The organism is Bradyrhizobium sp. LA6.8 (assembly GCF_040547935.1).
Classification (GTDB): domain Bacteria; phylum Pseudomonadota; class Alphaproteobacteria; order Rhizobiales; family Xanthobacteraceae; genus Bradyrhizobium; species Bradyrhizobium barranii.
In genome coordinates this window covers 1-12710 of record NZ_JBEPQQ010000009.1, presented here as the reverse complement: position 1 = coordinate 12710, position 12710 = coordinate 1, and the positions used below count along the sequence as shown (strand labels likewise).

The window sequence follows — 12710 nt, the reverse complement described above, 5'->3', positions numbered from 1 at the left end:
GCGTCGCCGCGAGGCGGCACCGGACCCTCGCAAGGAGACGCCGATGACAGACCCACATGTCGCAAGCCACGAGCAGGAGGTAACCGGCCGACCGTCGACCGGCTTGCTGTCGCGGATCAATGCCGTCGTTGCTCGCCTCGGCATGTATCTGTCCGTGACCGGCCTGCTCGTCATCGTCACCATCGTGTTCTACCAGGTGTTCGGACGTTACGTGCTCAATTCCAGCCCGACCTGGACGGAGAACCTTGCGCTGGTCCTGATCCTGTATGTCACGCTGATCGGCGCCGCCGTCGGCGTTCGCGACGCCGGACACATCGGCATGGACAGTTTGCTGGTGATGCTTCCGGATCATCTGCGAGAGAAGATCGAGCTCGTGATCCACGTTCTGGTGGCCGTGTTCGGCATTGCGATGGCCTACAACGGCTGGATCCTCGGAGCGTCGGTCGGAACCGTGAAGATCCCCAATCTCGGGCTCCCCGAGGTCATCCGCTACGTCCCGCTGATCGCCTCCGGCGTCCTGATCGTCTCCTTTTCAATCGAGCACATCATTGCGCTCCTGCGCGGCGAAGAGGTCGTCCCCTCATGGAACTGATCATTCTCGGCGCAACCTTCTTCGGCTTCCTGATCCTCGGCGTACCCGTCGCCTTCGCGATCGGCCTCTCGGCGATTTGCACCATCCTCTACGAAGGCCTGCCGGTCGCCGTCATCTTTCAGCAGATGATGTCGGGGATGAACATCTTCTCCTTCCTCGCCATCCCGTTCTTCGTCTTCAGCGGTGAGCTGATGCTGCATGGCGGGGTCGCCGACAAGATCGTGCAGCTTGCCAAGAACCTCGTCGGACACATCCGCGGCGGGCTCGGCATGTCGAACGTGGTCGCCTGCACGCTGTTCGGCGGCGTCTCCGGCTCGCCCGTGGCCGACGTGTCGGCGATGGGCGCGGTGATGATCCCGATGATGAAGAAAGAGGGGTTCGACACCGACTACGCGGTCAACGTCACCACCCACGCTTCGCTGGTGGGCGCGCTCATGCCCACCAGCCACAACATGATCATCTATGCGCTCGCCGCGGGCGGCAAGGTCTCGATCGGCGCGCTGATCGCCGCCGGACTTCTGCCGGCGATCGTGCTAATGGTGTGCATGCTGGTTGCCGCCTACGCGGTCGCGGTGAAGCGCGGCTATCCGGCCGGCAAGTTCCCGGGCTGGGCCGAGGTTTTCCGCTCGTTCGCGGCCGCGCTGCCCGGCCTGCTGATCGTCGGCATCATCCTGGCGGGCATCCTGTCCGGCGTCTTCACGGCAACTGAATCCGCCGCCGTCGCGGTCACTTACACGATCCTGCTGACGTTCTTCATCTACCGCACCATGACCTTGCCGAACTTCCTGCGGGCTGCAGCCAAGGCCGTGAAGACGACGGGCGTGGTGCTGCTGCTGATCGGCGTCTCCACCATGTTCCAGTACCTGATGGGACTTTACGAGGTGGCCGACTTCGCCGGCGACTTGATGAGCAAGGTGTCCTCGCAACCCTGGGTCATCTTCCTGCTCATCAACGTCATCCTGTTCGTGCTCGGCACGTTCATGGACATGGCGGCGACTATCCTGATCTGCACCCCGATCTTCCTGCCGATCGCGATGAAGGCGGGCATGGATCCGGTGCAGTTCGGCATGCTGATGCTGATCAACTGCGCGCTGGGGCTGAACACCCCGCCGGTCGGAACGACGCAATTCGTCGGTTGCGCCATCGGCGGAATCTCGGTGGGGGCGGTGATGCGTACCATCCTGCCGTTCTATACTGCCCTGATCGCAGCTCTGATGTTCGTGACCTACGTCCCCGCGTTCTCGCTGTGGCTGCCCCGTCTGCTGATGGGCTACAAGGGATAGCAGCAACAGGGAGAATCCGTTCGTGATTGACTATCGCAAGCTCTTCGATCTCACCGGCAAGACCGCCGTGGTGCTCGGCGCCGCCTCGGGCATCGGCAAATCGTCGGCCGAGGCGCTGGCCGGGCTCGGCGCCCGCGTCGTTTGCGCAGATCGTGCGCTTGACGCCGCCGAGGCGACGGCAGCCGGAATTCGCGACAAGGGCGGCTGGGCGGAAGCAGCCAGCTGCGACGCCGCGAGCGCTGCGGACGTCAATGCGCTGGCCAAGATCGTGATGCAGAAATTTGCGCGGCTCGACATCGCCGTGACGACGCCCGGGCTCAACATCCGCAAGACCATCCTCGACTACACCGAGGAGGATCTCGACCGCGTCCTCAACCTCAACATCAAGGGCACCGTCTGGTTCTTCCAGGCCTTCGGCCGCATCATGGTCGAGCAGAAGGGCGGCAGCATCATCGCCTGCTCCTCGGTGCGCGCGGTGACCATCGAGCCGGGCCTTGGCGTCTATGGCTCGACCAAGGCGGCCATTGGCCTGCTGGTGAAGGGCTTTGCCTCCGAGGTCGGCCGCTCCGGCGTGCGGGTCAATGCGATCGCCCCGAGCATTGCCGAGACCGCGCTGACCGGCCCGTTCAAGCAGCGGCCCGACATCTACAATCTCTATGCCGGCCATACCGTGTTCAACCGCTGGAGCAGCGCCGACGAGGTCGCGACGGCGGTCGCCTATCTCGCTTCGGATGCCGCGAGCTATGTCAGCGGCAGCACGCTGTTCGTCGACGGCGGCTGGACCGCGGTCGACGGGCCGCCGACCGGTCTCACCCAGTTGCACAAATAGGGCGGCCGTCGGCACCTAGCCGGTAAAGCCCATGCTCCGGCGCAGCTCCTTCCGGTCTGCGCCGGTCAGCAGCGCGATCAGCGCGGCCGCCTCCCTCGGATGTGCGGCCCGCGCGGTCACGCCGGCCGTGTACATCGTCACGAGCTCGCAGCCCGGCGGCAGCGATCCTGACAGCGCGATGCCGTCGGTCGCGATGATCTCGGTCGCCTGCGTGCATCCGATCGGCCGAGTTGCGGTGGACGACGCAAGCTCCCGCATCGCGGTCGCTCCGTTCGGAAAGATCTTGAGACGCGATGCGACCTCATAGGCGATGCCGAGCTGATCCAGCACTTTTGCGACATGCTGTCCCGCGGTCGAGGCTTTGGTGTCCGGAACGTAGATGGCATCCGCGGATCGCAGCACCTCACGGAGATCGGCCTCAGTCTTCACCGTGACTTTCGGATCGCGGTTACGGACCGCCAGCGCAGTCTCGACCCGGCCGATATCTGCGATCGAGGAGGGGACGACGAGCTTCTCCGCGGCGAGCTTCGCAAGGAGCGCCTGCGTCAGGATCACGAGATCCGCCGGCGTGCTGGCGCGCAGCTTGTCGGCCATGAGACCAACCGCACCGAACTCGCCATCGATGCCGAATCCGGTCTGCGTCTTGAAGGGCTCGCTGAGGCCGCGCACCAGGCCTTGCGCCGCGCCGCCGCTCAAAATGGTCACTGTCGTCACGATGCAAGCTCCATGGCTGCAATGATCCTGTCGCGCGTGATCGGCAGGTCGCGCACGCGCACCCCGAGGCAGTCGAAGACCGCATTGGCGATCGCCGCCGTCACGGGACCGTGCGCGGCCTCGCCGGCGCCGACCGGCTCGATCTCCGGCCGCTGGATGATCTCGACATCCACCGCCGGCACCTCGCTGAAGGTCAGGATCGGATAGTCCGTCCAGGACGTTGATGTAATGTGCGTCCGGTCGAAGCGGACGCGTTCCTTCAGCACCCAGCTCGTGGCCTGGATCGCACCGCCCTCGATCTGGTTGATGACGCCGTCCGGATTGATGGTCTCGCCGACGTCGACCGCAAGCGTCAACCGCCGGACACGGATGTCGTCGGTGCCTTCGATCTCCGCGATCGCGGCGCAATAGGCGCCCGTGTTCTTGTAGCGGGCGAAGCCGACGCCGTGGCCGATGCCAGACTGTTTTTGCGGTTTCCACTGCGCGCGGCGTGCCGCGGCGCGAATGACGTCGCAGGCGCGCTCGTCGCGGAGATAACGCAGGCGGAATGCGATCGGGTCCTCGCCGCGCAGGACCGCGATCTCGTCGAGTATGGATTCGATCGCGAACACATTGCCTTGCCCGCCCAGGGTCCGCAGCGCCGACGTGCGCACCGGCATCGTCAGCAGCCGGTGGCTCGTGATGGTCCAGGCCGGGAGGTCGTAGAGTGGAACGGAGTTGCGGTCGCCGCCCCCGCCATTGGCGGCCGGTGGATTCGTCGAGATCATGCGCGGGTAGGGGTTCGCGATCTCGGTCGCCGCAAGCAGCGCCGGCTGCGCCGCGCGTCCCGGCCGGGCGGCGTGACCGTTGCTCCAGATCGCATGGCGCCAGCCGACGATCTCGCTGTCTGCATCGAGGTCGGCCTCGATCTCGATGGCCATCGCTGCGCCAAACGGCGCATGAGACATCTCGTCATGGCGCGACCACTGCACCCGCACCGGGCGGCCGCCGGCGGCCTTCGCCAGCAACACGGCGTCGAGCGCGACGTCGTCGGCCGCATTGTGCCCGTAGCAGCCGGCCCCCTCCATATGCTCGACGACGATGTTTTCGGCCGGCAGCTCGAGCACGATCGCAAGATCGGCGCGCAGCAGATAGACGCCCTGGCTGTGTGTCCAGACATGGATACGATCGCCGTCCCATCGCGCCATGGCGCAGGACGGCGCGATCGAGGCATGTGCGATGTAGGGACGGGTGTATTGCCGGCGAAGGGTGCGCGCAGCTCTCTTCGTCGTTGCCGCTGCTCTGGCGTCGATGACGGTGGTTTCGACCGGCTGGCTCTTCAGAAAGCCCGCGAGATCGTCTTCGTCGGGCAACGGCTCGCCGGCCGACCAGGTTGCGCCCTTGCGCAAGGCTTTCAGTGCGGCTTCCGCCGCAGCCTCGCTATCGGCAAGCACACCGGCAAAGCCGCCGTCGCGGACGATCGCGACGAGGCCGGGAACGGCGCGCGCCGCCGTCTCGTCGAGCGCGATCAGCCTGGCACCCGAGATGTTAGGCCGCAGCACGCGGCCGTGTGCCAGGTCCGGCAGTGCGCGATCGTGAATGAAGCGCGGTCGCGCAAACACCTTGTCGGGAATGTCGACCCGCTGGACCGAATGTCCGGCGACACCACGTGTGGCAGCAGGCTTCGCCACGGCGCCCGCGGTGGCGTCGCGGTCGAGCGAGACGTCGCCAGCCAGCTCCCAATAGCTGGTCCTGACATTGCCGGGACCCGAGATTGTGCCGTCATCGACATCGAGCAGCGCCGCATCGACGCCGAGACGCTCCGATGCGGCTGCGAGGAAGCGATGGCGGACCTCGGCGCAGACCTGTCGCAGCGCGCGGCCGGATTGCTGGACCGAGAGGCTGCCCGAGGTGACACCCTCGTTCGGGCTGGCCGCCGTCGAGGCGCGGATCAGCTCGATCCTGCCGATATCGACGTCGAGCTCGTCCGCGGCGATCTGCGCCAGCGCCGTGACGATGCCCTGGCCGATCTCGACTTTGCCGGGCGAAATTGCGACACCGCCTTCGCCGCTGAACCGTACCCAGGACGACAGCTTTGGATTGGCCGCGAGGCTGACCGGCAGTTTCGGGACGGGGGACGGCATGCTCATGACGTCGCCGTCTCCGCTGCCGCGCGCAGCACGGCGCGGACCATGCGATTATGCGATCCGCAGCGGCACAGATTGCGATCGAGCGCGGCTCTGACCTCAGTCTCCGTCGGCGAGGGATTGCGCTTCAGCAGCGCCGCCGCGCTGATGAGGATCCCCGAGACGCAGTAGCCGCATTGCATCGCCTGCTCGGAGACGAAGGCGCGTTGCAGCGGATGCGGCTGCTCGGCCGTGCCGAGGCCTTCCACCGTGACGACGTCCTTGTCCGCCACCGACCACATCGGCATGTCGCAGGAGGCCATCGCGCGGCCATCGACCATGACGTGACAGGCCCCGCACTCACCGGCTCCGCAGCCGAAATGTGGACCGGTGACGCCGAGCCGGCTGCGCAGCACATCGAGCAGCGTTTGGTCGGGATCGGCCTCCACGGCCATCGCCGCGCCGTTGAGCTGAAATTGAATGGTCGGCATGATCGCTCTACGGCCTCAGGACTTGTCGAACTTCTTGACGACATCGGCCCACTTCTCAATATCGCCCCGAAGGAATTTCTCGAATTCCTCCGGCGTCATGGACATGGGTACGGCGCCCTGCTCGGTCCAGAGCTTTACGGTGTCCGGTCGCTTCACCATTGCGTTCACGGCGGCATTGAGCTTGTCGATGACAGGCTTCGGCGTGCCGGCCGGGGCCATTAGGCCAAGCCAGATCGTCGCCTCATAGCCTGCTACGCCGGCTTCGCCCGCGGTCGGCACGTTCGGCAGCACGGCCGAGCGCTCCTTGCCGGTGGTCGCGAGCGCGCGGACCTGGTTCTCGCTGATATTCGGCGCCATCGCCGGCACGGCGTCGATCATCATCTGCACCTGTCCACCGATCACGCCGCTGCGCGCCTCGCCGCTGTTGCGGTAGGGCACGTGGACCACGTCGATGCCGGCCATGGCTTTGAACAGCTCGCCGGCCATGTGATAGGGCGTGCCCTGGCCGGAGGAGGCGTAGTTCAGCTTGCCCGGCTGCGATTTGGCGAGCGCGATGAACTCCTGCAGCGTCTTCGCCGGAACCTGCGGGTTCACCACGATGACGAGGTCGGAGTAGTTCACCGGCGCGATCGGCGCGAGGTCGCGCATCAGCTCGTATTTGCGCTTGTCCGGCGTCAATAGCGATTCATTCGCGGTCTGGGTGTTGGACATCATCAGCAGCGTGTAGCCGTCGGCCGGCGACTTCGCCGCTTCGACCGTGCCGATGACGCCGCCCGCGCCGGTGCGGTTCTCGACCACGAAGGGCTGGCCAAAGCTCTCCTGGAGCACGTTGCCGATCAACCGGGCCGCGACGTCCGCCGGCCCGCCGGCGCCAAAGGGCACCACGATCCGGACGGCGTGGGTCGGGTAATCCTGTGCGAATGAGGGGGCCGCGGCGAATGCACCGAGTAGACCGGCGAGCGCCAGTATCAATCTTCGGGCCGTCATGCCCACCTCCCTGTTGTCGTTCTTGTTGCCTGGCAATGTAGCGGCAGGAGATGCGGACTGTCGACGGCTCACAAAGCCGATCAAGCCGGGAATATCGGGCCGTTTTCGGTGTGGCCGCGCCGCTCTTCGCGGTCGCGGCAGGAACCGGCAGCGCACGTGATCTGAGCAAATCGCATGGGCATTGCCGGATAAATGCCCTCGGCTGGCTGCTATTTTGATGTTACGAACTGGGACATGAACCAGCACGCCAAGATCGAAATCCGCCATTCGACCTGTCCGCATGACTGCCCCTCGGCCTGCGCGCTCGATATCGAGGTGATCGAAGGCCGCAGCATTGGCCGCGTCCGAGGTTCGAAAAAGCAGACCTACACGGCTGGCGTCGTCTGCGCCAAGGTCGCCCGTTACGCCGAGCGCATCCATCACCCCGAGCGGCTGATGTATCCGATGCGCCGCACCGGGCCGAAGGGCTCCGGGCAGTTCGCACGGATCTCCTGGGACGAGGCGCTGGACGAGATCGCGGATCGCTTCAACCAGGCCGAGCGCGAGTACGGCGCGGAATCGATCTGGCCTTATTACTACGCCGGCACGATGGGGCTGGTGATGCGCGACGGCCTCAATCGCCTCACGCATGTGAAGAAATATTCGCGCTTCTATCAGACCATCTGCGCCAATGTCGGGCGCATCGGGTTCGCGATCGGCACCGGCAAGATTGCCGGCGTGGATCCGCGCGAGATGGCGCTCTCCGATCTCGTCGTGATCTGGGGCACCAACCCGGTCAACACGCAGGTCAACGTGATGACGCATGCTGCCCGTGCTCGCAAGGAGCGCGGCGCCAAGATTGCCGCTGTCGACATCTACGACAACGAGACCATGAAGCAGGCTGACATCAAGATCATCCTGCGGCCCGGCACCGATGGCGCCTTCGCGTGCGGCGTGATGCATGTCCTGTTCCGCGATGGCTACGCCGACCGCGCCTATATGGACAAGTACACGGACTGCCCCGATGAGCTCGAGGCGCATCTGAAGACGCGCACGCCGGAGTGGGCGTCCGCGATCTGCGGCGTGCCGGTGTCTGAGATCGAGGCCTTCGCGAAACTGGTCGGCGAGACCAAGCGGACCTTCTTCCGGCTCGGCTACGGCTTCACCCGCTCGCGCAACGGCGCCACGCAAATGCATGCGGCGCTCTGCGTTCCCGCGGTGACCGGCGCCTGGCAGTATGAAGGCGGTGGCGCCTTCTTCAACAATTACGCGCTGTGGCATTTCAATGAATCCCTCATCGAGGGCCACGACGCGATCGATAAGACCACGCGGGCGCTCGACCAGTCGCAGGTCGGTCGCATTCTTACCGGCGACGCCGAAGCCTTGCTCGGCAAGGGGCCGATCAAGGCGATGCTGATCCAGAACACCAATCCGATGACGGTGGCACCGGAGCAGGCGCTGGTGCGTCAGGGGTTTGCGCGCGAGGATCTGTTCGTGGCGGTGCACGAGCAGTTCATGACCGAGACGGCCGAGATGGCCGACATCGTGCTGCCGGCGACCATGTTCATGGAGCATGACGATCTCTATTACGGCGGCGGCCACCAGCACATCTCCGTCGGGCCGAAGCTGATCGACCCGCCCGGCGAATGCCGCTCCAACCATCAGGTCATGCAGGCGCTGGCGCCGCGGCTTGGCGCGAAGCATCCGGGCTTCGAGATGACGCCGCGCGAATTGATCGACGCGACGCTGAAGCTCAGCAACCACGGCGATATCGCTGGTCTCGAAGCCGACATCTGGCGCGACCTGCAACCGGACTTCCGGACCTCGCATTATCTCGACGGCTTTGCCCATGCCGACAAGAAATTCCATTTCAGGGCCGATTGGGCGCATCCGCCGTTCGGCCAGACGATGGGCGATTTCGACAAGATGCCGTCGCTGCCGGACCATTGGGCGGTGATCGAGCATACCGATCAAGCCCATCCGTTCCGGCTCGCGACCAGTCCATCGCGCAGCTTCCTCAACACCACCTTCAACGAGACGCCGTCCTCGCAGGCGCGCGAAGGCAGAGCGTGCGTGATGATCCATCCGCTGGATGCGGCCGCGCTCGACATCGCCGACGGGGACGCCGTGACGCTCGGCAACACCCGCGGCGAGACCACGCTGCTCGCAACGCTGTTCGACGGCGTGCGGCGCGGCGTGCTGATCGCGGAATCCGTTCACCCGAACAAGAATCATATCGGTGGCCGCGGCATCAACGTGCTGACTGGAGCCGATACGATCGCGCCGATCGGGGGAGCTGCATTCCATGACAACAAGGTCTGGATCAGGAAAACGGTCTCGGCCTGAGCGCACGCTTCGCTCGCCCGCCCATTTGTGTCGAGGCGCTAAAGCAAGGCCTCGTCGCAGATTGCCCTTGCGCCCGCCGCCCGAGCTGCCGCAAATGGCTGCAAACGGGAGCAAGGAAGCGAGCGTACCATGACCGACACCACAGCAATCATCACCGAAAAGCGTGGGCAGGCGTTCTGGATCACTATCAACCGGCCGGAGAAACGCAACGCGCTGAACGGCGAGGTCATCGCCGGCATCACCAAAGGCTATCGCGACGCGCATGACGACAAGGACGTCCGCGTCATCGTGCTGACGGGGGCAGGCGACAAGGCGTTCTGCGCCGGCGCCGACTTGCAGAATTCCGGCGCGGCGTTCGCGATGGATCATTCCAAGCCGAATGTCGACTATGCCGATCTGCTGCGTTTGTCGCAGAACGCGACGAAGCCGGCGATTGCGCGGGTTGGTGGCGTCTGCATGGCCGGCGGCATGGGCCTGCTCTGCATGACCGACATGGCGGTTGGGGCCGATCACGTCATCTTCGGCCTGCCGGAGGTGAAGGTCGGCGTGTTCCCGATGCAGGTCTTGAGCCTGTTGCGGAGTATCGCGCCGCCACGGCTCGTCAACGAATGGGCGCTCACCGGCGAGCCGTTCGACGCGAAGGCGGCGCTGGGCGCGGGCCTGCTCAACTACGTCGTGCCCACGGCCGAGCTCGACGCCAAGGTCGATTGGCTGATCGGCCGCATCGTCGACAAATCCCCGACTGCGATCCGCCGCGGCAAATATGCCATGCGCGCCATCGCCTCGATGTCGTTCGACGAGAGCATCGCCTACACCGAAAGCCAGATCGCGCTGCTCGCAATGACCGAGGACGCGAAGGAAGGGCTGAAAGCTTTCAGCGAGAAGCGCAAGCCGTCGTGGACAGGAAAATAAACGATCATTTCAGTGACATTCGTTCTGCTGCGATCGCCCGATGCACCTTCATTCCGAGGGATGATCGGTGTTTAGGCGAACAAAAAATGATCTTGCCCGTTCCTCGCGACGCTTCTTGGTGGCCTTGATCAATTGCTTACCGGTGCGCTTGGCGTAGGTTGGCAGTTGGCGGCTCGATCTATGACGGCCAGCGGCGCGCAACTCTGCATCCGTAAGATCGCTGTCGGCACCTTCGGTGAATCCCCCGTGCCGGAAGGAAGTAAAGGAAAGTTCCTGACGAAGGCCAGCCTCCGCGATTATCTTCTTTACCACGCTGCGCAGATAGCGCAGGTCCTTGCGTGGGGTAATCCATGGAAGCGGGGTTGCCGACCGACGATGAGCATGGTCACGCCGGAATACCAGGCCCGGAAGCGAGGTCTTTTTAATCTCGTCGAGCTCGTCCATAAGTTCAGGAAACAGAGGGGCGCTCGTTTCGTCTATCAGCGGCCACCAGGCTTCCTCTCCATTCTTTGGATGCACGATCCTGACGCTATTTGGCCGTTCGCGAGGACGGTAGTGCGACATGTCGAAGGCGCCAAACACGTGCTGCTCTCGCTGCAGCCACTCCCATGACAACAAAGCCGCAGTTGCGATCGAGCGATAGTCCAGCCTTTTCGCGGCAGCCCTGAAAGCGACGAGTTCATCCCAAGTTGCGGTTGGTGTGGGCCGTATCGGCTGGCCGGGCGCACGTGATCTTAATCCCATCCGTGAAAATGGATTGCTGGCTGGTACCAGTTTTTCTTGAGCGCGCTGGCCGACGAACCAGGCGCGCCGGCAGCTCGCCATGGCCACATTTGCATAGCGGCGACGCTCGCGGACGATTACCTCTCCATTCTTGCGTACTTTTGTTGCGACTAGCAGCTTTGAATAAACTGCGTCGACGAAGCCCTTCGTGAAATCGGACAATTGCTTCGAGCCAACTCGACTTCCATCTTTCAACTCGTGATTGGCGAAGAGTGCTAGACTCTTCCCATATTGACGCTGGGTGTTGCTGTCGAGTTCGTGCCACTTCGGGTGAGCTTTGAAGATGCCGACTAGCCAATCGAACGTGCCAGGTTCCGGCGAGACGGGCATCATGTCGCTTAAACCTCGCGAGCGCCAACTGTCGAACGTGGGCAAGAGAACATTCTCCACCCGCTCGACGGCACTGGCGTAATCGCTTCCTAACGCTTCGGGGTTTAAATCGCAGCCCTGTCGACGAGCCCAGGTCGGAGGGTCAAAATAGTAAGCCATCCTATTGTTCGCCAATATTTTTCGTCGACAGTATCGAGGAAGTTTCGGTGCCGTATCGAAAATTGACGTCATACGAGGCATAAGAGGTCCTTCGGTTCTCGAACATCTCTTGTCCCGACAGGCGCCGCGAAGTGGTCCATGGTTGCCTTCGACCAAACTGGCTGCCGCAGCCGTCCTGTTCCGCGAAAGCTGACGGGCGGCGGTGCGTCTCCTCGGCCAATTGCGCGCGCGAGTTCGTTTGTGTCCCCAAAATCTAGGTAGGCTGCGGCCATGTCCGCTCTCATCATCGCGGGCCAGGTTCCAGCAGGTGGATAGCGGGCAGGCAGCGCGGCGCGCGGTGATGTTGGGCGGTCTGATCTCACTTAATGGGTGCCCGGCTTGTGCAAGATGAGCGGAATCTGCAGAAGAACGAAGTCCGATCTGGAAGATCTAGATTGGTCTCGACTCGTGATCGGTAGAGCGAGAGCCGCGGTGGGTCATAAAACGGACTTTTACAATCAAAGAATTTTCCGCTCTACTACGCAGTGCGGCCCTGGCGGGGATAGGCCAGATTAACGCGCGAAAAGGAGGCTTTAGCGTGCAGTTCTCGGGGAGAACCAATTCTGATCGGCGAAATCCCCGAAAGCGGAACTAATAGTATCTCCGTTCGCGGTCGTGAGGGGGCCGCTAGCAGGCAGTCAACTGCTCTAGATGCATCATCAATGGCCTTTCCGACAGATTCGTTGGCGAACTTGCATTGAATCTGTCTGAGGGGTGTCCGGTGTCGGAATTTGGATGTGCGCGCTGCATCAGACCGGCTCTTGTCGACGCAGGGCAAATTCGAGCACGTGCTCGGCCGGTCTCTTACCGACCCATCCGGTCATTCCCGAACACCTCACTGCATAATAGGACCCGAAATGGTTGTAGCTAGCCGTGAACAAACGGCCCGTAGCTACAAGTCGAATTTTTCGACCAAAGTCGGCGCCAGCGCAGGTGGGGAAGAACTAACGAAACATTTTCCCATGCCCCAGATCAGGATCTGTGGAACGCAGAGGAGGGCACGTAAGGAAATTTCGTCCTCCGACTGGCGGATTCGTCGCTTGCGCGCGTGCGGCGGCCGCCGCACCGGGCTCTCGTGTTGGGGTGGACGGCCCCCTTCCGCCGGTCTGCGTGGCAAGATGGGGTCGTCGATGACCTCAAAAGAAGGAGCCGCCCGTGGAA

At 63.7% G+C, this 12710-nt stretch carries 10 protein-coding genes; 5 read left to right on the top strand and 5 right to left on the bottom strand.

The window, feature by feature from the left end:
• Positions 1-43 precede the first annotated feature (43 nt).
• From ABIA90_RS34195 to ABIA90_RS34185, 3 genes are read left to right on the top strand one after another with little or no spacing between them, the layout of a single operon-like run.
• The gene (locus ABIA90_RS34195; protein WP_014493779.1) at positions 44-592 is read left to right on the top strand and encodes a TRAP transporter small permease; all 549 of its coding nucleotides are present in this window, start codon (positions 44-46) and stop codon (positions 590-592) included.
• On the top strand, positions 583-1875 hold the full coding sequence (locus ABIA90_RS34190) for a TRAP transporter large permease (RefSeq protein WP_354120482.1): 1293 nt from the start codon (positions 583-585) through the stop codon (positions 1873-1875). The genes ABIA90_RS34195 and ABIA90_RS34190 overlap by 10 nt, the downstream gene beginning before the upstream one ends.
• A gap of 22 nt (positions 1876-1897) precedes the next feature.
• Entirely contained in the window at positions 1898-2704 is an 807-nt protein-coding gene (locus tag ABIA90_RS34185; protein WP_354120483.1) for an SDR family NAD(P)-dependent oxidoreductase, read from the top strand.
• A gap of 15 nt (positions 2705-2719) precedes the next feature.
• Here the strand turns inward: ABIA90_RS34185 and ABIA90_RS34180 are convergent, their stop codons facing one another.
• The 4 genes from ABIA90_RS34180 to ABIA90_RS34165 are packed head-to-tail and all read right to left on the bottom strand — an operon-like array spanning position 2720 to position 7001.
• On the bottom strand, positions 2720-3418 hold the full coding sequence (locus ABIA90_RS34180) for a molybdate ABC transporter substrate-binding protein (RefSeq protein WP_354120484.1): 699 nt from the start codon (positions 3416-3418) through the stop codon (positions 2720-2722).
• Entirely contained in the window at positions 3415-5541 is a 2127-nt protein-coding gene (locus ABIA90_RS34175) for a xanthine dehydrogenase family protein molybdopterin-binding subunit (RefSeq protein WP_354120502.1), read from the bottom strand. The genes ABIA90_RS34180 and ABIA90_RS34175 overlap by 4 nt, the downstream gene beginning before the upstream one ends.
• Before the next feature lie 2 nt (positions 5542-5543).
• Positions 5544-6014: a (2Fe-2S)-binding protein gene (locus ABIA90_RS34170; RefSeq protein ID WP_071911875.1), complete on the bottom strand. Its 471-nt coding sequence runs from the start codon at positions 6012-6014 to the stop codon at positions 5544-5546.
• Between the two features lie 15 nt (positions 6015-6029).
• Positions 6030-7001 carry a tripartite tricarboxylate transporter substrate binding protein gene (locus tag ABIA90_RS34165; protein ID WP_354120485.1) on the bottom strand — a complete coding sequence of 324 codons (972 nt, stop codon included), beginning with the start codon at positions 6999-7001 and terminating at the stop codon, positions 6030-6032.
• 234 nt (positions 7002-7235) lie between these two features.
• On the opposite strand from ABIA90_RS34165, the gene ABIA90_RS34160 reads away from it, so the two are divergent.
• Together ABIA90_RS34160 and ABIA90_RS34155 are read left to right on the top strand one after the other, a co-directional pair.
• Entirely contained in the window at positions 7236-9326 is a 2091-nt protein-coding gene (locus ABIA90_RS34160) for a molybdopterin oxidoreductase family protein (RefSeq protein ID WP_354120486.1), read from the top strand.
• Positions 9327-9455: 129 nt separating this feature from the next.
• Complete coding sequence (locus ABIA90_RS34155; protein WP_354120487.1) at positions 9456-10238, top strand: enoyl-CoA hydratase/isomerase family protein; 783 nt, start codon at positions 9456-9458, stop codon at positions 10236-10238.
• Positions 10239-10286: 48 nt separating this feature from the next.
• Here ABIA90_RS34155 and ABIA90_RS34150 read toward each other — a convergent pair whose 3' ends face one another.
• Positions 10287-11510 (bottom strand): site-specific integrase, encoded by a 1224-nt coding sequence (locus ABIA90_RS34150; RefSeq protein ID WP_354120488.1) that lies wholly within the window; start codon positions 11508-11510, stop codon positions 10287-10289.
• Between the last annotated feature and the right edge of the window lie 1200 nt (positions 11511-12710).

Bases quoted from the DNA above. Each gene is read 5' to 3' on its own strand.
- ABIA90_RS34195 (WP_014493779.1), top strand. From the start codon at position 44: ATGACAGACCCACATGTCGCAAGCCACGAGCAGGAGGTAACCGGCCGA.
- ABIA90_RS34150 (WP_354120488.1), bottom strand. From the start codon at position 11,510: ATGGCTTACTATTTTGACCCTCCGACCTGGGCTCGTCGACAGGGCTGC.
- ABIA90_RS34170 (WP_071911875.1), bottom strand. From the start codon at position 6,014: ATGCCGACCATTCAATTTCAGCTCAACGGCGCGGCGATGGCCGTGGAG.
- ABIA90_RS34155 (WP_354120487.1), top strand. From the start codon at position 9,456: ATGACCGACACCACAGCAATCATCACCGAAAAGCGTGGGCAGGCGTTC.
- ABIA90_RS34165 (WP_354120485.1), bottom strand. From the start codon at position 7,001: ATGACGGCCCGAAGATTGATACTGGCGCTCGCCGGTCTACTCGGTGCA.
- ABIA90_RS34175 (WP_354120502.1), bottom strand. From the start codon at position 5,541: ATGCCGTCCCCCGTCCCGAAACTGCCGGTCAGCCTCGCGGCCAATCCA.
- ABIA90_RS34190 (WP_354120482.1), top strand. From the start codon at position 583: ATGGAACTGATCATTCTCGGCGCAACCTTCTTCGGCTTCCTGATCCTC.
- ABIA90_RS34160 (WP_354120486.1), top strand. From the start codon at position 7,236: ATGAACCAGCACGCCAAGATCGAAATCCGCCATTCGACCTGTCCGCAT.